Below are 24,178 nucleotides of genomic sequence, written 5' to 3' on the forward strand. Positions count from 1 at the left end.
TTCATGTTTTAATATGCATTTTTATTTATAAACCCATTCCAGATCGTCTTCCATATAATTTTAATATCAAATAATAAGGACCAATTTTCAATATAGAATATGTCGTAACGAATCCGTTCTTCTATAGATGTATCACCACGTAGACCGTTACTTTGTGCCCAGCCTGTAATTCCAGGACGAACATGATGTTTAACCATGTACTTCGGAATTTCTTCCTTAAACTGTTCTACGAAAAACGGTCGTTCCGGTCTAGGACCAACAATACTCATATGACCGAAAAGCACATTGAAAAATTGCGGTAGTTCATCCAAACTCGTCTTTCGAAGGAAGCTACCAAATTTCGTACGACGTGGGTCATTTTCGGTTGTCCATACCGTATCTGATGTTTTTTCTGAACTTAGCTTCATGGAGCGGAACTTATACATCATAAAGTTTCGCCGGTTGAGCCCTACGCGCTCCTGTTTAAAAATGACTGACCCAGGAGATGTCAGTTTTATGCCGATTACAATAAACAGCATAACGGGAAATGTTAATATTATTGCAATGAGTGAAAACGCAATATCGAAAGCTCTCTTGAAAACCCGGTTACGCAGCACATCGAGTGGAATATCACGTACGTTAATCATCGGCATTCCTGCAAAGTTATCGAAATAAGGCCGTGATGGCAAGTAGTCGAAAAAGTCCGGAATGATGAGTGTACGGACACCTGCTTTTTCACAACTATTTATAATATTAGGAAACTTATGATGTGCATCAAGTGGTAGTGCCAGAATGACCTCATCAATAAGACGATCACCTAATATTTGTTCCAAATCACTCAATGCACCTAAAATCGGTTTAAATCTTTTCGACTCCAAAGTTTTCCATTCAGCGTTATCATCAAGAAATCCAATGACTTCATAACCTAGTTCTGGATAACTTCGAAGGTTTTCATAGAACCGTTTGCCAAGCGTACCGGCACCAAGAATAAGAATGAATTGTTTATTATAGCCCTTTTGTCTTATCGAACGTAGCATAACTTTAACCGAGTATCGATAAAATATCGTACATAGAGTTGACGCCGTCACAAATATCGCTAAAAACTCCCGAGAAATATGGATCTGTTTAAAGAAAAACAACAATCCCAGCAAGATGAACATGCTTATAATATGTGTCTGAATGATACGTATCAACTGGTCGGCGAATCTCTTTTTTCGATGAAAATGATACAAAGAGGACATGGCTCCTACGACAAGAACTACTCCTGCATAGACTGCCCCCCAACCGACATATGTAGAGAATGGCAACGGGGTATCATTATCAAGCCAGTTGCTCATAAATTTCAATATCCACGCAATGCCAAACGACAACATCATCGTAATCACATCAAAAATCATATAAATCTTCGACAAAAACTTTTGATTTTTGCGAATCATTGTGTAAACCTCTTTTTCCAAGGATGTAGTGGCACATCCATTATACTAGAAATGAACGTTTAAGTTAAGATGAGAGGGTATGATTGTTAATTACTTTTCGTGTTCTGTCGAATTGCTGTCATCCCTTTCGCTAAAGCGTTAAGTAGAAGTGCCACAGACATTTTTAACCCCATTCCCGCATACATAAGCCCATTTATCCAGAAAGGGTACTTGTTACAAAAATGCTTATTGTACAGAACAAAGAAGGATCTATGAAATTCATACGTAATCTTAAATGGTTTATTACGACTACTGGCGCGTTTATAATGAATAATTTGCGTCTTTGGATAGTAATAATTTACCCATCCTGCTTGCTTAATACGGTAGCACCAGTCAACATCTTCACCATACATAAAGAAATTTTCGTCTAACATTCCAACCTGTTCAATAGCCCCACGCCTTACCATCATAAATGCACCTATAAGGCAATCGATTGGATACTCTTCATCTGGATTCAAATCCTCTCTATGATAAGCATTTATACGCGGACTCGTTGGAAACAGCTTAGATAATCGAGATACGTAAAAAAACGTAGCAGAAGGAGTAGGAAACCCCCGACGACACGCTTTGTCCAGAGAACCATCTGGCAGCACGACTTTACAGCCGGACGCCCCTACGTTAGGATGGTCGTCCATAAAACCAATCATGACATTAAGTGTATCAGGTTCAATCACAGTATCTGAATTTAAGAGAAGGACATATCGTCCCTCAGCAATTCGCATACCTTGATTGTTTGCTTTGGAAAAGCCGAGATTATTCGTATTGGAAATTATTCTTACTTGAGGATACCTGTCGGCAATAGCTTGAACCGAATTATCATGCGAAGCATTGTCGATCAAAATAACCTCGATTTGATAGTTTGTAATTGACTGATATACCGATGCCAAGCAATTAAGGGTTAGTTGCTTCGTGTTATAATTAACGATAATGACAGATAAATCGTTCATTTCAATATGTCTCCCTTAATCATCATAAATCGAAAAACGAAATTATCCAGTCTGGATTGACGGTATAGCCGTGTGTTCAATGCATAACTCGCTCTCCTCACTATTCCACGATTCGTAAGAAGAAATTCTTCTAGTTCCGATTGGAATTCCAGAGGCAAATCATCTCCCCAGCACCGTTCAAATTCTTTTGCTTGATTCCACAGTATTTTTTGAGTTCTATGTTTTTTATAGCTCCTCCATTTTTTTACCCACTTATCATAGAAACCTTGCTGTCCACCGATAACATTGTTTTGATGCTGACGATAATAGATATACGGCTTATCATCATAAATCACTTGGCCATATGCAGAAACGACCAAATATGCCCACCAGTCATGCATTACAATACGTTTCGTGTTCGGTAGATTCTGTTGTAGTATATTAACAGCCAAGCAATTTAACACTGTAGTCGCTCCAACTGCGATATTCTCTACCAAAGCATTTAAGAATGACACTCCCCGCTGTGGGGTTGGGGGCCAAATATTAAGCGGCGCCATCGTTTCAGTAACCATTTGAGTTGGGCATACGTACATCATTGGAATCTGACCGGCCCGCTCGTTCAACAAATATATGGCCCTTTCCAACTTTTCCGCCATCCAGACATCATCTTGATCACAAAAACATACGTACTCTGAATCACTATGAGTATGGCGCGATAGTAGGTTAAAAAAGCTCGCGATAACTCCAATGTTTTCTTCGTAATAAGCCTCGATTTTTTCTGGGAACTCAGCTACATATTCTTGGATTATTGCTACCGTATTGTCAGATGAGCCGTCGTCTCGTATCGTGATAAAAAGATTCGGATGGGTTTGCTCCAATAGGCTATTAAGTTGTTCCGCTAAATATTTTTCCCCGTTATAGGTTGAAAGCAGAACTTGAATTTTCCCTCCTCGCTCCCCCATAGATTATTCATCCCCAATTCTAAACTTATATTTGTTAATATACTCTTCTAGTGCCTCCCGCCAACTTCTCAATGGATCGAAGCCATTTACTCGAATAGCCATAGACTCCATTGCTGAGTATCGCGGCCTTACCGCCGGACGTTGAAATTGCTCTGTAGTACATGGTTCTACTATAACAGGAATATCGGACAATTCGAAAATCGCCTGAGCAAATTCATACCATGTACATATTCCAGTGTTTGAGGCATGATAAATGCCATACTTTTCAGATAATACAAGCTCTTCTAAAAATGAGGCGAGATCCCACGTATACGTTGGTGATCCCCACTGATCATTAACGACCTGTAGGCAATCGCGCTCTTTTCCCAGTTTGAGCATCGTCTTGACAAAGTTAGTACCCGCTACTCCAAATACCCAGGATGTTCTTACGATGAACCATCGAGAGCAGAGGGACTGTACTAAATGCTCCCCTGCCCGCTTTGATTTTCCGTATACAGTTAACGGGTTTGTATTGTCATATTCATAATAAGGACTTGAGTTGGTTCCGTCAAACACGTAGTCCGTACTAATGTAACATATTTTTGCCTTTACCCGTTCAGCAGCGGCAGCAATGTTTCTGGTTCCGATTGCGTTAACCAAATAAGCGTTATCTATATCTGTTTCTGCATTATCTACTGCTGTATATGCCGCACAGTGTAAGATTGCATCTGGTTGAAGTTCTGTAATGGTATCACTGCACGATTTCCCATCCGTAATATCCAATTGGGTTCTGTTTAAACCGACTACCTCATGTCCCTTATTAGAAAAAAGACGTAATACGTCCGTACCCAATTGCCCATTGGCACCTGTTATTAGTATTTTCATTTCATCTTATACCCCAGCCGTTTTGCATATTGTTGCTCATAATATTCTTGATATGCTCCAGAATGTATTCTTTCCCACCATATTCGGTTATTTAAGTACCATTCAATCGTTTCGTTAATTCCAGTTCCGAAAGTATGTTTGGGTCTCCACCCGAGCTCGCTCATGATCTTGCTAGCATCAATACCATATCGACGGTCATGTCCAAGTCGATCTTCGACGAATTGGATTAATGAATCCGACTTTCCAAGTCGCTCCAATATCGTCCTTACTATATGAATGTTCGAATGCTCATTACTACCGCCAATGTTGTAAACCTCTCCACTTCGCCCTTCATGAATTACTAAATCGATAGCACTACAATGATCCTCAACGTACAGCCAATCTCTAATATTTAGACCATCCCCATAAACAGGGAGTTTTTTACTATTCAAGGCATTTACAATCATCAATGGAATAAGCTTTTCCGGAAATTGATACGGTCCATAGTTATTCGAACAACGCGTGATATTTACAGCAAGGCCATATGTTTCATGGTATGCCCGAACGAGCAAGTCACCTCCAGCTTTACTAGCGGAATAAGGACTATTGGGCGCAAGTGGAGTCGTTTCTGCAAATAACCCCGTTTCTCCTAGCGAACCATAAACTTCATCTGTTGACACTTGAACAAATTTTGAGACACCATGCTTTTTAGATGCATCGAGCAATACTTGCGTACCAAGTACATTCGTTTTAATAAAGATATCAGGTTCTAAAATACTACGGTCCACATGAGATTCTGCTGCAAAATTGACGACAACATCAACGCCTTCTTTAAATATACACTCCATTGATTGAGCATCTGTAATATCCGCTTTTACAAAGCGATAGTTCAAATTACTATGAATGTCTTTTAAGTTTTCAAGATTACCGGCATATGTTAATACATCTACGTTTACAATTTGATAATCAGGATACTTTTTTAGCATGTAGATGACGAAGTTGCTTCCGATAAATCCTGCACCGCCAGTTACGAGTAACCTCATAAGACTTATCTCCTATTCAAAATTATTAATTTCTGCTTCTTCAAGAACGGGAAGTAACCTATCCTTATCCGACAATATTGGCTTAGATGTTGGCCAATCAATGCCTAAGGATGGATCATCCCATCTAATTCCCCGATCATGCTCTGGCGAATAATATTCATCTACTTTATATAACACCTGTGTATTAGGGTTTAGCGTACAAAACCCATGCGCAAACCCCTTAGGTACCAATAGTTGCCGGTGATTATGTTTAGTAAGGATTACTCCAACCCACTGTCCAAAGGTTGATGAACTTTTTCGAATATCGACTATAACATCATATATGGCGCCAGATATCACTCTAACTAACTTCGTTTGTGCCTTTGGTTCAAGCTGAAAATGCAATCCTCGAATTACGCCTGTTTCTACAGATAATGATTGATTGTCTTGGATAAAATTGAAATCTATCCCTAGTTCGTTTAATGTTTTTTTACTATAGCTTTCCATAAAAAAACCCCGGTGATCTCCATGAATCACCGGTTCGATAATATATGCATCTTTAAGGGGTAAAGCTTTTACGTTCATACATTTCCACTCCTTACAGCTTCAGTTTACCAAACTCTTCGCCAAGTCTAATGTCTTTTGCAAGCTCATTCGCTCTTGCTAGCGATACATGCGTACCTGCATCAGTCCACCAGCCTTGAAGGACATCGAATGTCAGCCCATTTTGTTTTATATATACATTATTCACGTCTGTAATTTCAAGTTCTCCACGACCGGAAGGCTTTAAAGTCTTAATAATATTAAACACAGTATGATCAAACATATAGATACCAGTTACTGCATAGTTGCTTTTTGGTTTTTGTGGTTTTTCCTCAATAGAAACAATGTGTTCTCCTTGCAGTTCTGCCACGCCATAACGATTTGGATCATGTACTTCTTGAAGAAGAATTTTTGCTCCCCGCTTTTGATCTCTGAAATTCTCCACATAAATGGAAATGTCATCTTCAAATACATTATCACCTAATATAACTACCATTTGGTCATTACCTACGAATTGTTCAGCCAATCCAAGTGCTTGCGCAATTCCACCTGCCTCGTCTTGTACTTTGTATGTAAAGGAAACCCCCATCTCACTTCCGCTTCCTAGGAGGTTTACTACTTCCCCCATATGATCTCTGCCCGTTACAATAAGAATGTCATTTATATCTGCTGTTTTTAACTTATATATCGAATAATATATCATTGGATATTTACCAACAGGCAATAGGTGTTTATTGGTGACTTTAGTTAAAGGAAAAAGGCGAGATCCCGTCCCGCCCGCTAAAATAATACCTTTCATTAAAAGTTCCTCCTATTCACAATATCAGCAATAACATTATATAGTTCATTTTATATGGTTATTTAGAATTGACTGTACTTCTAATATTCTTTTTCCCCAACTATTGTTACTGATAAATTGTGCAATTTCTTCTTCTGACTTTCTAGGATCTGAACAGTTCTTTATTTTAGTAATAATGTCAATCAAATCATCACTAGTTGAATATAAATATATAAAATCACTAAACTTTAGTGTTTCAGGATACTCTACAACAATTGTAGGCTTTCCAAGGGCAATATACTCATAAATTTTAACCGGGTCAACTGACAAAATAAGATCGTTAACAACAAATGGCATTATAAAGGCGTTAGCCTTATAACTTATTTCGAGTAAGTCCTCATGCTTAACAACTCCTTTATATTGGATTCTGGGATGTAAAGGTACTTCAACTTCCTTTGGTCCGTAAAATAAAAACTCGATGTCACTAAAATAATTTGCTATTTTTACAACAACATCGAAATCGATCCAACTTCCAATTGTCCCAAAATAAACAATACTAAAAAAGCTTTCTGGATCATTAGCTTTAGTTATTAACATTTTATTTGAGAATGTTTTTAAATCCATCGCGTTATTTATAATATGAATATCTTGCTCAGCACCCCTTTCCTCCATTTTTTTTGACAAATTAAATGATGACGTAAATACAACGTCTGCCCGTGCAAGAAGTTGTTTTTCTAGATTATACACATAATTTATTACAGCTTTATTCTGAGGGAATGAAATAACATCATCCATACAGTCATATACAATAACTTGGGAAAAATGAAATTTATTTAAATCAATAAATTGAAGCATTATTGGGGATGTAATCCATATTACATCATATTCCCTTCTATATATTTCACTTACAACATTAGAGTTTATTACTTTCTCGATGTTATTTAATAACTTACTCCGGGCAGACAAGGGCATTTTTATAATTGTTTCAATATTATTAAATTGTGCAGACAAACTATTATTAACCAAGTTTTTACTAGTTATCTTTTTAATATATAACAAATCTACATCAAAGTACCTAGTCAATTCTTCGGCCATAAAATGCGGACGTTGCTTAATCCAGTTCCAATCCACATGCATTAAGTATGCCATTCGATTAGACATTTGTTCCACTCCACATTTTGTAATTATAAAGATATAGGAATATATACTTTATTTATTTTTAAAGGTACCCCATGAAAGAATAACTCTATACATAATAATAAAAACTAAAAAGTCAAACACGACATTAAACATATAGAGCTGCTTAGCAGTATCAAGTCCACCATCTCCGATAGTCGGAAGTACGTACTGTATGCCACAAAAAATAATTAAAGTTGCAATATACAAACAAGCAATCCTATTTTGTATTTTACTATTTTTTAAATATTTGTAAGTAGCTACAAATAGATAAAGGAAAAAGAAAGTTAAAACAAACACAAATCTTTTGGGGATCATAATTTTTTTAAATGCATAGTACCCTGAAAAGAATTCTACGGCGACGGCGTCTTGACTAAAGGATTTCGTCCGATTCCCTAAATGTTCGGGCTTATTGATAAACGTGACTTCTCCAGTTGAAAACATACGTGTCATTAACAAATCAGGATGCCTCAAATAAAATAATACAATGTCCTTTTTTCCAATTTTATCATAAAAATCCCTTCTGAATTCTTCTGAGTTTATATCAATTGGGTAATCACTTTGGAAGCCATTGGTACCAGCTAATGCTTTATACTTTTGATCTAGGCCCAAATCATGAAGAAAATCTCCAGCAGTTTCTTCATTTTTCAAAATTCCGCTAAATACAGAATTATATGTAGTAACTTCATTTAAATATTTGGGTTGTATAAAAAACAGGATACTATTTATACCAATCATTAAAGTAAAACAAATAGTTAATATGATGCGACTTCTTTTTGTATTATAGAATTTAAAAAGATATAGAAATAGAGGTAAAAACAAAATAGCTAAAGGAGCATATTGTATTTTTGATCCTAAAAATAATGTTGTACTGATAAAAAATAAAATTCCGTCAAGTAATTTCGGCTCCTTCTTTTTTAAAATTGATGATAAAAATGAAAGAGATAAAATGAAAAATACATATGCATTAGGTTCGGCATATAAACTATTAAAATAAAGAATATTTGAACTATCAGCAATAATCAGTGTCAAAAGTGTAAAGATAATTATGTTAATCCAAACATTTTTGGTTTTTAAGTTTTTCATAAGTATAAACATACCTAGTAAAAGTAACACTATATAGATAAACGATAAGAATCGAATATCAAATTTATCACTGGAATATACAATAACATTGATAGTTTTAGCTAAAAGTACGGTTAGAACATGAGTGTTTAAGTAATTGTTATCAATAGTCGGCAAAGGATTTAAAATATCATATTTATGGTTTACATATTTAAAATATAAATCATCATAAGTTTTATCTTGCTCATACCACATATGAGTAGGTCTTAAAACTCTATTAAAATCACCATTGTCAGCAATCCCTGCAATTTTCCCATTAAATAAGATTATTGTTATTACAATTAAGATTATAGCTATAAATATCATTTCTAGTTTGATTTTACCCTTCAAAATTCGCATTTTTACCCCCCTGTTTCCTTTTACTTCTTAGGTAACTCAATGATTCCCTTAAAGATTTAAAATTCCTTTTAAATAAATTAAACATACAAAACACCCCCTTAAGGAGGTGTTTTGTAAACTTTGAAATTATCTTTCACGTTTTTTTAAATCATTACGTTTAATTTCAATAAGTTTTTCATAAGCCTCGATATTTGATTTTTTATAAACCAAATCAATAGAACTTTCTTCTGTAATTTTATCCTTGTTAGTTTTAGAATATTCCTCTTTTAAAATATTTAAATGCTCAATATCATAATCAAGATTAGATTCCATAGGGGCATACAAATCTACTTGTAGCTGATAGTTGGTAATCAAACTACTTAACATAGTTTTTTGAACATGTTCAATTGTATATCTTGAATGATCTACATCATGAATTACTTTCATTTTTGGATTCAATGCAACTTTGTATCCAATTTCTTTCATCATAAATGAGACTACAATTTCCTCTCCGCCAGCATAATCATTTCCTTTACGTCCATATGACGTTCTAAAACCACCTATCCGAAGCAATGAATCTTTCCTAACAGCATAATTTGCTCCGTATGGGAACTCCCATTGATAATTTGAATATTTCATTTCATTATCACTAATAATTAACTGGCTCCAATATGCTTCCGTACCTGGTCTTACAATACCCGGCACAGGATCAGGCAAATTAAGAATGATGTTACCTCCAACTACACCTAGCTTGGAATCGGAACTAAAGCAATTGTATGTCTCTTCGATAAGATTATCGTCTGCAAGGGCATCATCATCAATGTATAAAATAATTTCCCCTCTGGCAGAGAACATCCCTACATTGCGTGCGAATGAAAGACCCTTTAAAGGAGCAACATGATATCGAATAAAGTCCTCCGTTAGATTAAATTTCTCCTTATATTCTTGAACCAATTGTAATATTTCATTATTGTATATATCATTATTGACTATTATTATCTCATAGTCATTTTTCAAGAAGCTTTGATTCACTACTGAAGCTAATGCGTTTGCTAACTTTTCTGATCTCTTATAGGTACAAATAACAACTGATACCTTTTTTGAATATTCCCTCTTTGTTTCAATCTTTTCTTCAATACGATATAATTGATCATTTTTCAATTTTAAACTAATGAGGCTATATAGTGATTCAGAATCGGTCACCTGAAACACTTTCTTACTATTAAATACTCCATCATAAATTTTCTTGTCAGTCGAACAGAATAAATCCCAATCTAATGCTGTATTTTTTAATAGTTCATTTTTATTAACACAAATCACTTTATGAACTTCGCTTGGCAAATGATCAGGAAATCCATGAGTCACGCTTTCATTCTCAGATATATATAAATAACAAATTGGAATAGCTAAATTGTCACTCGTTAATTTACCTAAATCCTCGAGTTCAAGTAATGTGTCCCCTTTTTCCCTAAATTTCTTTTTTATGAATTCTAAATCGCCGTCCCCATCAATAATCCATACTATAGGTGAGAGGTAATAATCTCTTCTATAATCGTCAAGCACCATTAGCTTATATCGATTTGAAGTAATCCCCAGTTCAGAATCCTGCGCAGTTAACGATTTATCATGCCATCGGTAATCATAAATCGGTTCATGAAATGAAGTATGACACAAGTTAAATAAGGAATTCATCCTCATCCAATAATCATAATCCTCTAGGGTGTGTTTGAAACTAGAGTAGTCACCCAGTACATGCGCCGCTTTAGCTCTATACATAAACGCCGCGCCTATAGTATTATTAGGGTAAATATTAAGTTCGAGAGTAGTAGTAGGTAAGGAAACAACCCCACTCCCTTCGGGGATTTCATACCAACCGTGCCCGCTTATAATCTTTCCTTGCGAATCAATAAGATTCATATTGGCATAGACCATACCCAAATTTTCATCTTTCTTTATCTCGTTTACCATATTTTCTATGAACGTTTTATGCATTATGTTATCAGCACTTGTCCAGGTATAAAATTCACCTTTAGCCATTCTAAAGCCCCTAGAAAGAGTTTTAGGTATTTTACTATTTTGTTGGTGAATTACCTTGATTCTACTGTCTCTTTGCTCATATTGATTTAAAATATTTGATGTGTTGTCAGTTGAACCGTCGTTAATAATAATAATTTCAAAATGCTTATATGTTTGTTGTAATATACTCTCAATAGCAGAGGATAAATATTCTTCACCGTTATAGACTGGTAGTACAACAGAAACTAAATCTTTTTCAAAAGAAAAATTAATATCGTTAAGACTGAATTGGTACGTTTCGTTAAACTTTTCTTTAAATCGAAAGAACTTATATTCATACCAGTTCATCATTTCTTCCTGTATAGTATTTGAGGTTTTAATGCTTCTATCCTCAACCTTTTCATTATTCTTCATTTTATTTAAGTATTTCGAGATTTTTAATTTTGATTTTTTGAAAAACACCTTAAACCCATACTGTTTCCATGTTGAGTATCCTTTATGAATATAAATGAGCTTTGACTTATAAAGTAAACCCTTCAATTGATTAGCCACTCTCCATCTTTTAGATAAATAAATATTTTCTAGTTCTTTCCTTAACGTCTGATTTATCAAATCTTTATCATTAACCAATTGCTTCAAATTCTCTTCACTTGTTTCGGAAGTTTTTAATTGATTTTCTAGAGTTCTTAATTCATTTTCTTGAGTTCTTAATTGAACTTCTAATTGATTTTCTAACTCAAATTCCCTTTTGTTAGCATCAATCAGCTTTTTTTCTGTTTCAGATAGCTGAAGTTTTGATGTCAGCAACTCTATTTCCTTATCTTGAAATTCAGAATACAATGAATTATATCTAGTTTTGAATTCATCCTGGATTGATTTTAATTCAGTATTTTCACTACCCACCCTATTAATTTCATCCTTAATTCTTTCATAATCTATATTAAGATCATCATATTTCTGATTTAATTCAGATATTTTACGCTCCTTGGTCAAAAAATCTTTTACTAAATGATTATGTCCTGCTATATACTTTTCATCTATATTATGATTCAATAAATCATGAATAATATTTATAATTTTGTGAATTGTCATTTCCCCATTAACAGGAAATAGATCGCTTGCGAATTCTCTCCTTTTCTTGATGATTGTCTCATCAAATAATGCAGTGAATAATTTTTCTCTTAATTGTCCTTTTTCTTTCACAACTGGTACAATATTTTTTCTTACCAACTCTCCTTCAAGAGGTAGTAACCCCTCAAATGAATCAGTTTCGTTTTGCGGAAATATAACAATAGGCGTATCCGTATATAAAGCATCAAAAATGGCTCCGGATCCGTCTGATAAAATCACATCAGTTCGCGCAATCAAATCTACTAGCGAGTCTCTATGGTCGAGAACTTCCGGGAATATCCCCTTGATAAGTTCAACCCTTTCTTGCTCTAAATAGGTTGTTCCGTGATGAAGCTTAATCGTAATATTAAATTCGTTTTTTAATTGTTCTAATTCACTAATTACTTGTTCAATAGAAGACTCTACACCATAAGTGGGTAAATATAGTAAATTAGGTTTGCCATTATCTCTATCACTTTTTATTTTCTGAAAGTTCGCAAACTTCAATAGCCCAGTTATTTCACATGCTGCATAAGTACGAAGAACTGAATAATCATAAGTAGAGTTACATAAGATATAATCGAACCGCAAACTCCAGGCACCGAAATTCCAATTAGGCTTAGCCATGCCATACTGGTATCGAATAGTATATACGGAGTCAACTTCAATATAATATGGTAGATATGGATAAAAAGCTATCGTGTATTTTTTTAGCGGTTTATCGTTTATTAATTCTACTTTCTGATGAATACTTTTTAAAAATTCATAAGTATCTGCAGCCATATCACGCCACTTGTCTTCATATATTTCTGGAATAAATAGATCATAGCCAATATTCAGTCTTTCAAGTTCTATTAAAACTGGCTTAATGGTTTCATATAATACTGTATTATGAATGACAAAGGCTATCGGCTCATTATTTATTTCACGCACGATAATTATCCCTCTTCTTTATATTATTATTACAAGTCATTCCTTAATTTTATTAATGTCTCGTTTAATAAAGTGGACGAGGTTCCTTTGGTATAAGGAAAATATATTATTTTCACGCCCACCTCTTGAAATTGTTGCTCGTACTCTTTCCACCTGTTATTTTCATACCAATCATCGCCTACAAACATCACATCAAACTTTATTTTCCTCCATACTTCCATCTTATCTAATGTTTCTTGCGGTATTACGGCATCGACATATTTAATACTCCTAACTATTTCCATCCTCTCATTAAAAGGAATTACAGACTTTTTATGCTTGTATGACACTAAATCATCTGTTGAGACACCAACAACCAATCTATCGCATAATGCGCTTGCATTTTTCAGCAGGTTTAAATGACCTATATGGAAAAGATCATATACCCCAGAAGTATAACCAATAATCATAAGTTCCCCTCCAACACAGCCAAATTGAAATCAAACCAGCTGTCGTACGAGACACTGTGTGTTTTTTGTCCAGCAAATATATCGGTAAGAGGTACTGGAAAGCCAACTTTTTTTCTTTCTATTACTTCTACAGGCAATAAATCCCTAAACACTCTTTTTAAAGGAGCCTTTACGACTCGATTTTCCATTTTATACTCAATAGAAACACCTGAGAGTCTTTCTATCAGTCTAAAGTCTAAAAATGGCGATCTTGCCTCTACGGAACACATCATTGTAGAATTATCCAATCTACGAAGTAGACCTCTTAAATGAGCTTCTTGAAAAAATGATGCGACTATGGATATCGGTTCCTGGTATACCAAGTAGGGATTAATTGCATCCTCAATGATTTCAATATCATCATGAGAGCCATATGAATATAAGTCATTAAATCCTTTTATATCCCAATGAGTGGTTGAAGCCGCCCACTTAAAAATTCGATCATATCCGAAAAATAACTCATCTGCGCCTTCTCCACTTAATATTACCGTATTCTCTGATTTTGCTTGGAGTGTCATGAAATATATAAGTACTTCATTAGGCACAGTTAAAAGTTCTTTTCTTTCAGTAATCAACTTCCTCGCAGTCTCCAAAAATTCTTCCCTATTTATCGATATACAATGATGTTCTGTTCCGAATTTATCTGCAGCGAGCTTTGACCATTTGAATTCATTTTCATTTTCAAACCCGATAGTCCATGTATGATTTACATTTGCCAATGCAGTAACTATGGTGCTATCAAGTCCTCCACTTAAATAACTGCCTACACTAACATCTGAAATTTTTCGGTAATTAACTGCCGATTCAATTAAATATTTTAATTCCTCGTCAGTTGGAGGAGCCTTTTCACTGTAATTATTCGACCAATACCTAGATACTTTTCCGTTACAACTGAAGTGGGCAGGTGGGAATTCGCGAATGTTCTTATACATTGTTCGGTTATTAAAAAAATTTCTCATTTTTTTATATTGACGTATTGCTGTTTCATCTAGATTTGCTGAAGTAAAGTTAAGTAACGGAGCAACTTCTGAGCTGATGATTAATTCACTATTTTGTTGCACATAGTATAACGGTTTAATTCCCAACCTATCTCTAGCAATAAAATACTCATTCGTTAAAGTATCCAAAATAATTAAACTAAACATGCCATTTAGCTTGTTTAACATTGAAGAACCTATTTTTAAATATAATTTTAGTATTAGCTCAGTATCTGAACTCGTTTTCATTTCGATCATATACTGAATGGCTAATTCCCTATAATTATAAACTTCGCCATTATATATCATCACATATCTTTGATCATCCGAGAAAAAGGGCTGGTTCGCCCGTAAATCTAGATCCATAATACTCAGACGATTGTGACCTAGCATGAAATCATTGTGCTGAAAAAAGCAAAGGGGGGCATCCGGACCCCTATGCTTAATAATGTTCAGCGAGCTTATAAATTCGTTTTTGGTAATCCGATTACTTTTTGCAAATAATATGCCGCACATGATATCCCTCTTATATATTTATTACTTGACTTTCAATTTCATTATCTACAAAGATTAATCCTGGAACATAATTATTCTCAATTTTCCTTACTTCAAAAACAGCCGCAATACTTATGCTGTCAAAATATAAAGGCTCAAAAGGCTTGGGTTTCAAACCAATGGATATTGTATATTTTCCGCTCTCAGATAATAAATTCACAAATTGGAATTTCACTTCTAATATCCCATTTTTCCTCATTGGTGGTAAAAGTCTTGCTTTATTATAGATATTCATTCCAAATATATCGACACCATTGTGATTACGAATCATATATCCAATTGTTCCTTCTGTATCAACATCCATATAGTATTGCGCTACTAACCGTAAAGTTACTTTATCCCCAAAAGACAATGTGTTTGTTTTTTTTCCGTTGACAAGTAAATCAGCTCGAATGAACCGTGCTTCACCAGTTCCCGAACGAAACTCATTAGCCATTTTAGTAAAATTAATATCTTCCTGATATAATAATGAAGTGTTATTTTGATCAGAAATGCCACCCTTAACAAACTTATCGAGTGATTGTACACTCTTCATGTCAGCAATTTCTTGATTCATCATATTTTCATAGGTCTGGACTACTTTTTTGACGGAACCATACTGAATCATCTTACCCTCGTTTAGCAAAATAGCCGAATCACAAAAGCTTTTTATTGTATCCATCGAATGCGATACGAATAGAATTGTACAAGTTTTAGATAATTCTTTCATTTTAGTTACGCATTTCGCCTGAAAATAGATGTCCCCAACCGACAGCGCCTCATCAACAATAAGAATCTCTGGTTCCACATTGATGGCTACAGAAAAAGCTAAACGAGCAAACATACCGCTTGAGTACATTTTGACAGGCTGATGAATAAATTCCCCGATATCCGCGAAAGAAATGATGTCGTTAATCTTGTCATCCATCTCTCCCTTATTATACCCCATCAAAGTACCATTCAAGTAAATATTTTCTATACCAGTTAAATTTGGATTAAATCCTGCCCCTAGTTCCAATAGAGCCGCGATTTTCCCATTTCGAATAATTTCTCCTTCTGTAGGAGTTATCACTCCAGTCACCATCTTTAATAAAGTAGATTTTCCAGAACCATTTTTGCCCAAAATCCCAACTATTTGTCCCTTATTAACGCTGAAAGAGACATTGTCTACAGCCCTAAATTCTTTATGATACTTCTTTTTTGTTAGATTAAACGCCTCTTTAATACGATGTGAAGGATTATCATAGATTTTATAGATCTTAGTTACACTCTTGACTTCTAACACTGATTTCCCCATTGTCTTCTCCTTTAAAGCACGTCAGCAAAGTGAGAACGCATTTTTTTATATAAAAAGATCCCCAAAAGTGAACTGAATGTCACAAAAGACCAAAAATACAAAGTTTGCCATGGATGATGCCAGAACCACTTGTCATTTATAAAAGTATCTCTATAGCCCTCAACAATATAGAATATAGGATTAACTTTAAAAAATATTTGGTATTCTTTTTCGACAATATTTAGATTCCAGAATATAGGCGTCAACCAAAATAAAAGTTGCAGCATTACAGCTACTATTTGACCAACGTCTTTAATAAACACAATAAGCGTAGAAGAGATCAAAGAAAGAGCTAAAGAAAGTGCCATTGAACAAATTAGATAATAAACCAATTGGATATTATATATGTTTGGGTACCAACCATATAAAGCAAACATTAGAAATAGAATTAATATAAAAAACAGATGGACAAATAAAGACGAAATAATTTTTATTACTGGCAGAACGCTAACTCGGAACACTATTTTTTTAACTAAAAAACTGTTCTCCGTGATCGAGTTTGTAGCGTTTGCCCAGCTTTCTGAAATAAATAACCAGGGAACCATTCCAGACAATAGCCAAAGAACAAACGGAATGTTGTCTACAGGTACTGTCTTAAAACCAACTTGGAAAACTGTCCAATATACGAGAATTGAAATTAGTGGATGGACAAATGCCCAAAGAACCCCCATAAAAGAACCTAGATATTTTGATTTTATATCTTTCCTAGATAACTCCAGTATTAATTTATAGTTTTTAAATACATATGAAATATAGTTCACTTGAAGTTTCACTTCCTAAAAAAAATTTGATGATCAATAAATTTTGGTTAAATGTGTATGATGAAATATTTACAAATTACTATAGTAAAGACGCAAAAGTTGTCTACATTATGGGTATACCATCTCCAAAACCACTAAAAATTCTGATAATTCCAAGGTGACTTAGATACTCTATTTTTAGTTATACCCTTATTTTACTTTGTTCCACATTTAAAGTTGCATTGTTTAGCAGAAAACATCAGACTTCGAGTAGCCAATATATGTAACCATTGCTCTCAGCTATCAAAACGTAGCTAAACATAACAGATGATTGGAAACATAAATCGCATGATCCGAATACAACTAGGCTATGCTTAGCTAATATTCCTGCCGCCCAGCAGCCTTGCACTGTCTATGGAAATAACTGCATCCCAGTACTTAGCAAAACATGCTGTTTATCACGCTTAAACAAGGTTTTTTGTCGCTTTATCTATTATAACGCAAGACGGTGTCTTAAATCGAACATTAAATCTAGCCATCATGATCATTTCTTGCATTGTCGTCTTTTTTGTTATTCCATCGGTTAGGAAATGGTTCCGTAGCTACAACAAGTGCCAACTAACAAAAGTAACGCTTGCATGCAGCCTTTCTGAGCAGTTCTAATGATGAATGTTCCAATTTACGAGTATATGCTGAGTTTCTTGTGACTTTCATTTTCTTTGTTCAGGCATCATTGTTCGTTTTGAAACCCCAAAGAAACTACTTATGTAACGAAAGACGTTAACCCGAACAACCAAGAGCTTCCACGCTGGTAAGTAGCTACAACGATTCTACAAGGCCCTGAAATCAAGATGTTTCAATAGGCCCAGTTCAGAAAAGAGCAAATTGTTCAAATTTCAATGAGGAATGCGACATAAAATAAATATAAAAAACCGACCCTTATGTGGGTCAGTTTTTTTATAAGAGTACAACTATTCATATTTTGTTATGGCCTCTTTCATGAATTTCAATAAATCTACTTTTAATTCCGGACGCTGAAGCGCATAATTTAGTGTTGTTTCTATAAAACCAAGCTTTTCCCCCACATCATGCCGTTGTCCTTCGAAATGATACGCCATAATGTCTTCTAATGTTCCTAATTTCGCAATAGCATCTGTAAGTTGAATTTCTCCATTTACCCCAACCTCTTGCTGCTCTAATAAATCGAAAATACGAGGAGTTAGTATATAACGACCCATTATCGCCCAATTAGAAGGAGCCACTTCTTTAGCAGGTTTTTCAACAAGACGTTCTGCCTTCATGATTCTTTCACTTATTTTGTTACCCGCGATAACTCCATATCGAGAAACCTCTTCCCAAGGAACGGGCTGGACACCAACCACAGAGGACTCATATTGCTCATAAACCTCTAGCATCTGTTTTAGACAAGGTTTTTCAGCTTGAACAATATCATCGCCAAGTAAGACAGCAAAAGGTTCATTACCTACAAATTTCCGGGCACACCAGATCGCATGCCCCAAGCCACGCGGTTCTCTTTGACGTATGTAATGAATGTTCGCCATTTCAGAAGATTTTCTGACTTCTTCAAGCAATGCTAGTTTATCTTTTTCTAACAGATTATGTTCAAGTTCAAAATAGTTATCAAAATGGTCTTCAATTGCCCTCTTCCCCTTACCTGTTACTATAATAATATCTTCAATGCCTGAGTCTACAGCTTCCTCAACGATATATTGAATAGTTGGTTTATCAACTATAGGAAGCATCTCTTTCGGCATCGCTTTCGTTGCCGGTAGAAATCGTGTTCCCAAACCTGCAGCTGGAATAATCGCTTTTCTAATTTTCATTTTGTTCCTCCAATTAATATCATAACTCTATACCGTTTCCTAATAATCATACTATACTAGTATACATGAGACTTTTATAAAACTATAGTAATTTAAAGGAGAATAACATGAGCATACTCGTCACTGGCGGAGCAGGTTACATTGGCTCTCATACCGTACAAGCACTGCTGGAACAAGAGGAGCAAGTCATAGTCGTTGATAATCTGTCTACCGGGCATCAAAATGCAGTAAAGAACGTTGAATTGGTTCAGTGCGATATACGTGACAAAGAAGCACTCAGCCAAGTATTTAGAAATTATAATATTGAAGCCGTTGTTCATTTCGCTGCAAGTTCACTTGTGGGAGAGAGCATGCAGAAACCTGGAAAATACTATGATAACAACATATATGGAACGTTATGCCTGCTAGAGATAATGGTTCAACATGGGGTTACTAAAATCGTATTTTCCTCCACTGCTGCAACATACGGCAATCCAGAAATCATTCCGATTACAGAAAGCGAAGCAACAAAACCGACAAATGCATACGGCGAAACAAAGTTAGCCATGGAATCTATGATGAAATGGTTCGACATTGCTCATGGGTTAAAATATGTAGCACTTCGTTACTTTAATGCTGCCGGTGCACACGAAAATGGGATAATTGGCGAGGATCATCAGCCTGAAACACACTTAATCCCATTAATATTACAAGTTCCATTAGGAAAACGTGATTACATTTCAGTATTCGGAAATGATTATGATACGGCTGATGGTACTTGTATACGCGATTACATTCATGTAAGTGATTTAGCCGATGCCCACATAAAATCAATTCACTACCTAAAATCCGGTGGAGAAAGTGCCGTATTCAATTTAGGAAATGGTAACGGTTATTCAGTTCTAGAAATGATTAATGCGGCTAGAGCAGTGACTGGACACCCGATTCCAGCGAAAATGGAAGAACGTCGAGCAGGTGATCCTGCTGTCTTGGTGGCTAACGCACAAAAATCCAGAGAGATATTACAATGGGAACCTAAATGGACAAACATCGAAGAAATTATTCATTCAGCCTGGAAGTGGCATTCTGCAAATCCCAATGGCTATGAAAGATAAATAACAATTCTACATACAAGTAGAGCCTGTAGGCTCTGCTTTCTTTTTTGTAATGGACAGTTAGGTCAGTCAAGAGTTTAATAAGTTCATTCAAAAATGATTTGTAGGCCGTTTACCAACTCAGCTATTTTTGACCGCTTTTGCATGAGTCATAACGATTGAGCAAATGGTCGAGTACAGTGGTTGAAGATTCATTATTCTTTACAATTGTCTAACTTAAAATGACCAAAAATCATCACACGTTCGGAAATCATTTAGTCGTTTTCAGTTGTTCCAGTCTTTCTGATGAATTTTACATGAAGCAATCAATAGTCAAATTTACAATAATGAACGAAAACACTTCATAATTTATACTCTGTTATAATGTGTCGAAAATGAAATTAGCTCGTTAATAGTATTTTGTGCTAGAATTAACAATGAATATTTAATGTAAAGGAGCATAAAAAAATTGATGACTTATGGATATACCGGCTCCAAATCAAAAAACAGCGAAGGTTCTAAAGGGCCTTGGCTGCTGCTTGGAGTCATTATTTTATTTTTACTATGGTCCTCATTCAAAGTTGCACTATTTAACGGACAAATGGCAGATTTCGATCAACCAATATATGTAGCAGCACTGATTTCCGCTATTATAGCTATGATAGCTATCGCTGTTGGTTGGAAGCAATTTAATTGGTCTAGCCGCAAAGACATGTTATCTCTTTTCGTATTCTTATTACCTGCCAGCTTCGCGTTATCTATGATTGCAGCAGCATCAAATTATTTGGCAGTTAACATGCTAATTATCATGCTTATGTATGGCATATTTTTTGTCGCTTCTTCCATTATAGCGCAAGATGGTGTCGTAAATCGAACATTAAATCTAGCTATCATGATCATTTCTTATATCGTCGTCTTTTTTGGGTTGTTTCATTGGTTAGGAAATGGACCTGGTGTGACATCACTTATCAAGTGGCTGGGGATTTCAACAACGCCATCTGGAGCATACTTGAATGCAGTTATGAGTGACTCTAATGGCGAGCGGCTTGCATCTGTCTTCCAATATGCAAATACATATGCTGGTTTTTTAATGGCATTTCTATTGGGAGCGTTATTCTTTATTAGCAAGTCTCAAAAATGGTGGAGGAAATCTATCCATGCATTTATGATTGTACCCATTATGTTGTCAATCTTTTTAACTCTATCTCGTGGTGGATTACTTCTCCTCCCCGTTGCGTTTATCGTTGTTCTAGTTTTTTTAAAGCCATATCGTCAATTGATGTGGTTTTTGCATTTAGTTATCAGCGGAGTAATTACAGTTCTTATTTTGAATCCCGTTACTGAGATCGGCTTACGGGTTCAGAAAGATTTTTCCGTATCTGATTCCTTGAAGGGCTGGTCCTATATCATAGTAGGCTCTTTACTCTCTGCAGCAATCTCTTATGTACTTGAACGCTGGATTTCGCCGTGGTTAGAACAAAAAACAACTGCAGTTTCTAATAAACGATGGGGAAGTTTCCTAATACCTGTCGGCGGAGCAGTTTTGGCAGGTCTTCTGTTGTTTATTCTTATAGGAACGAATGTTAAAAATATGCTTCCTGAGAACATTACAACACGGTTGGAAACTATTAACTTCCAACAACATAGTGTTCTCGAGCGGATTACTTTTTATAAAGACTCCATGAAGCTCGTAGCGGATTATCCTCTCATCGGGGCTGGTGGTGGCGCTTGGGCTGCACTTTATGCGAAGTATGAAAATAACCCTTACGACGTTCAACAGGCACATAGTTTTTATATGCAGTATCTCGTTGAAACCGGGATCATTGGAATGCTCGTTCTTATGGCTTTTCTTATCTATATTTATTGGAACTACATCCGTTCGTATATAAACGCCAATGATCAAGAACGTGATAGTTATTTTTTGTACTTCATACTTTCAACGAGTATTCTTATTCATAGTGCAATGGACTTTAACATGAGTTATGTGTACATTGGTATACTTGTTTTCATATCTCTTGGGGGGATGACTGCTTCCATTAAGTCAAAACCAATCGAGAAACGTACGCAAAAAACATACCAGATTGCATTGACAAGTATTCTAGGAGTAGTTGGTATCGGCCTTTTCATTACTTCCATTCTCTTTGTTCAAGCATCTAGCTCGTTTGCAAGTGCAAAACAAATCGTCCTTGCAACTCAGGATTTTAACAAGACGATGGATCAGTTAAGAAAAGCAAAGAGCATTCGCTCTACTCACCCGGAATACGCAGCTTTCGAAGCGAATCTATACATGTCAGTATATGAACAACAAAAAGATGAGCAGTTCTTCGCAGAAGCGGAAAAGGTGTTGAAAAATGCACTGGGGGATAACCCTCATAATAAATCGCTGCTATTGCAGCTAATCAAGCTCTATAACATAAAGGGGCTGGACGAACAAGTCTATACCGTATATTCTCAAAACTCATCCAACTTCCCTTGGGACATGAAATGGTACGGTGAATATATGGATAAGGCTTTACGCGAGGGGTATAAAGCTATATCAACAGCACCAGACCAAAAAGAAGGGTATTTGAACGAGGTCATCGCCGCGTTTGAGCATGTCAAAGCAGGCGTGGAGCACTTGAAGACATTGCCGGAAGGACAGCTTCAAGGTAATCCATTTTACGTTACTTCTAGTATGGCTATGAATGCAGGACGCGCATATGTAATGAAGGGGGATCCTGCTAAGGCGGCTGAAACGATGAAGCCATACTTGCACGAGGACTTAACTGACTCGAAAAACCCTGAGAATACCCCTGAGGACAATCGTGAGCTCGCACGTTGGTACGTAGCTGCAACGATCAAACAGGGGCAAGTGGATCAGAATTGGTATAACAAACTTGTTGCACTAGGTTCAGACCAAAAAGAGCAGATTGATCAAATCGTGGAAATGAAATTTTAAGCTGAATAAACGAATGGATACAACAAAAAGGAACGTTCCAATGGCGGGACGTTCCTTTTTCTGTTCACCTTTATTTTTCATACTCAACTATCATACGCTTCATATACTCAAGTAAATCTCCCCGCAGCTCTGGGCGCTGCAGTGCGTAATGCAGTGTCGTCTCAATAAAGCCGAGTTTCTCACCAACGTCATGCCGTTGACCATCGAAATGATAAGCTAACACACTTTGTTCTGCGCTTAGCTGTGCAATCGCATCCGTGAGCTGTATTTCTCCGTTGACACCCGCTTCCTGCTGTTCCAACAGTTCAAATATACGCGGAGTAAGTATATATCGTCCCATGATGGCCCAATTCGATGGAGCCGACTCTTTGTCTGGCTTCTCTACTAGCTGTTCTGCACGAATGAGTCGCTCTTCTACAGAAGGGCCTGCTACGAGTCCGTAACGTGACACATGCTCCCAAGGGACTGGCTGTACGCCAACAATCGAGGATTCGTAACGATCATATACGTCAATCATTTGTTTCAAGCAAGGTACCTCGGCTTGTACGATATCGTCTCCAAGCAGTACAGCGAACGGTTCATTTCCGATAAATTTGCGAGCACACCATATCGCGTGTCCTAATCCCCGTGGCTCTCTTTGCCGGATATAATGAATGTTGGCCATCTCGGAGGATTTCCGTACTTCTTCTAACAGCGCTAGCTTATCTTTCTCCAACAGGTTATGCTCGAGTTCAAAGTAATTATCAAAATGATCCTCGATAGCCCGCTTTCCCCTACCTGTAACAATAATGATATCTTCGATGCCGGAGTCTACTGCCTCTTCCACAATGTACTGAATCGTCGGCTTGTCTACAATCGGCAGCATTTCTTTTGGCATTGCTTTTGTTGCAGGCAAAAAGCGCGTACCCAGCCCTGCGGCTGGAATAATTGCCTTTCTAATCTTCATCTTAAGCCTCTCCAATCTCAATCGTTCATCTAACTCCATCCGTTCATACCTGATGCTAACTTTAGTATACATGAAAAGGGATCAAGAAATATACTT

Annotated in this window: 18 protein-coding genes; 2 read left to right on the plus strand and 16 right to left on the minus strand. The window is 36.0% G+C overall.

The window, feature by feature from the left end; translation table 11 throughout:
- Positions 1 to 8 precede the first annotated feature (8 nt).
- The 15 genes from BLS15_RS23650 to galU (BLS15_RS23720) form a co-directional block, all read right to left on the minus strand.
- A complete protein-coding gene (locus BLS15_RS23650) occupies positions 9 to 1,415 on the minus strand; it encodes an undecaprenyl-phosphate glucose phosphotransferase (protein WP_090514067.1) in 1,407 nt (468 codons plus the stop codon).
- An 86-nt stretch (positions 1,416 to 1,501) separates the two neighbouring features.
- Complete coding sequence (locus BLS15_RS23655) at positions 1,502 to 2,401, minus strand: glycosyltransferase family 2 protein (protein WP_090514070.1); 900 nt, start codon at positions 2,399 to 2,401, stop codon at positions 1,502 to 1,504.
- On the minus strand, positions 2,398 to 3,342 hold the full coding sequence (locus tag BLS15_RS23660; protein ID WP_090514074.1) for a glycosyltransferase family 2 protein: 945 nt from the start codon (positions 3,340 to 3,342) through the stop codon (positions 2,398 to 2,400). The genes BLS15_RS23655 and BLS15_RS23660 overlap by 4 nt, the downstream gene beginning before the upstream one ends.
- Positions 3,343 to 3,345: 3 nt before the next feature.
- On the minus strand, positions 3,346 to 4,206 hold the full coding sequence (gene rfbD / locus BLS15_RS23665) for a dTDP-4-dehydrorhamnose reductase (RefSeq protein WP_090514077.1): 861 nt from the start codon (positions 4,204 to 4,206) through the stop codon (positions 3,346 to 3,348).
- On the minus strand, positions 4,203 to 5,228 hold the full coding sequence (rfbB, locus tag BLS15_RS23670) for a dTDP-glucose 4,6-dehydratase (protein ID WP_090514080.1): 1,026 nt from the start codon (positions 5,226 to 5,228) through the stop codon (positions 4,203 to 4,205). Before rfbB ends, rfbD begins: the two co-directional genes overlap by 4 nt.
- Positions 5,229 to 5,240: 12 nt before the next feature.
- Complete coding sequence (gene rfbC, locus BLS15_RS23675; protein ID WP_090514084.1) at positions 5,241 to 5,792, minus strand: dTDP-4-dehydrorhamnose 3,5-epimerase; 552 nt, start codon at positions 5,790 to 5,792, stop codon at positions 5,241 to 5,243.
- A 13-nt stretch (positions 5,793 to 5,805) separates the two neighbouring features.
- Positions 5,806 to 6,549, minus strand: a complete 744-nt coding sequence (locus tag BLS15_RS23680) for a sugar phosphate nucleotidyltransferase (protein WP_090514086.1) — start codon at positions 6,547 to 6,549, stop codon at positions 5,806 to 5,808.
- A 45-nt stretch (positions 6,550 to 6,594) separates the two neighbouring features.
- Positions 6,595 to 7,689: a glycosyltransferase family protein gene (locus BLS15_RS23685; RefSeq protein ID WP_090514089.1), complete on the minus strand. Its 1,095-nt coding sequence runs from the start codon at positions 7,687 to 7,689 to the stop codon at positions 6,595 to 6,597.
- A gap of 48 nt (positions 7,690 to 7,737) precedes the next feature.
- The gene (locus BLS15_RS23690) at positions 7,738 to 9,168 is read right to left on the minus strand and encodes a glycan biosynthesis hexose transferase WsfD (RefSeq protein ID WP_090514092.1); all 1,431 of its coding nucleotides are present in this window, start codon (positions 9,166 to 9,168) and stop codon (positions 7,738 to 7,740) included.
- A 126-nt stretch (positions 9,169 to 9,294) separates the two neighbouring features.
- The gene (locus tag BLS15_RS23695; protein ID WP_254777398.1) at positions 9,295 to 13,206 is read right to left on the minus strand and encodes a glycosyltransferase; all 3,912 of its coding nucleotides are present in this window, start codon (positions 13,204 to 13,206) and stop codon (positions 9,295 to 9,297) included.
- Between the two features lie 29 nt (positions 13,207 to 13,235).
- Positions 13,236 to 13,655, minus strand: coding sequence for an FAD synthase family protein (locus BLS15_RS23700; protein ID WP_090514095.1), 420 nt, complete (start codon positions 13,653 to 13,655; stop codon positions 13,236 to 13,238).
- Entirely contained in the window at positions 13,652 to 15,187 is a 1,536-nt protein-coding gene (asnB, locus tag BLS15_RS23705; RefSeq protein WP_090514098.1) for an asparagine synthase (glutamine-hydrolyzing), read from the minus strand. Before asnB ends, BLS15_RS23700 begins: the two co-directional genes overlap by 4 nt.
- A gap of 10 nt (positions 15,188 to 15,197) precedes the next feature.
- Positions 15,198 to 16,502, minus strand: coding sequence for an ABC transporter ATP-binding protein (locus BLS15_RS23710; RefSeq protein WP_090514101.1), 1,305 nt, complete (start codon positions 16,500 to 16,502; stop codon positions 15,198 to 15,200).
- Positions 16,503 to 16,513: 11 nt separating this feature from the next.
- Positions 16,514 to 17,302, minus strand: a complete 789-nt coding sequence (locus BLS15_RS23715) for an ABC transporter permease (protein ID WP_217635873.1) — start codon at positions 17,300 to 17,302, stop codon at positions 16,514 to 16,516.
- A 950-nt stretch (positions 17,303 to 18,252) separates the two neighbouring features.
- Positions 18,253 to 19,125 carry a UTP--glucose-1-phosphate uridylyltransferase GalU gene (gene galU / locus BLS15_RS23720; protein ID WP_090514104.1) on the minus strand — a complete coding sequence of 291 codons (873 nt, stop codon included), beginning with the start codon at positions 19,123 to 19,125 and terminating at the stop codon, positions 18,253 to 18,255.
- A 107-nt stretch (positions 19,126 to 19,232) separates the two neighbouring features.
- Between galU (BLS15_RS23720) and galE the strand changes: the two genes are divergently transcribed.
- Both galE and BLS15_RS23730 read left to right on the plus strand, forming a co-directional pair.
- The gene (galE, locus tag BLS15_RS23725) at positions 19,233 to 20,219 is read left to right on the plus strand and encodes a UDP-glucose 4-epimerase GalE (protein ID WP_090514108.1); all 987 of its coding nucleotides are present in this window, start codon (positions 19,233 to 19,235) and stop codon (positions 20,217 to 20,219) included.
- Positions 20,220 to 20,670: 451 nt separating this feature from the next.
- Positions 20,671 to 23,136: an O-antigen ligase family protein gene (locus BLS15_RS23730; RefSeq protein ID WP_254777402.1), complete on the plus strand. Its 2,466-nt coding sequence runs from the start codon at positions 20,671 to 20,673 to the stop codon at positions 23,134 to 23,136.
- 70 nt (positions 23,137 to 23,206) lie between these two features.
- Here the strand turns inward: BLS15_RS23730 and galU (BLS15_RS23735) are convergent, their stop codons facing one another.
- Entirely contained in the window at positions 23,207 to 24,082 is an 876-nt protein-coding gene (gene galU / locus BLS15_RS23735; protein ID WP_021257082.1) for a UTP--glucose-1-phosphate uridylyltransferase GalU, read from the minus strand.
- Positions 24,083 to 24,178: the final 96 nt, after the last annotated feature.

It is taken from the genome of Paenibacillus sp. cl6col, assembly GCF_900102125.1.
GTDB lineage: Bacteria > Bacillota > Bacilli > Paenibacillales > Paenibacillaceae > Paenibacillus_B > Paenibacillus_B suaedae.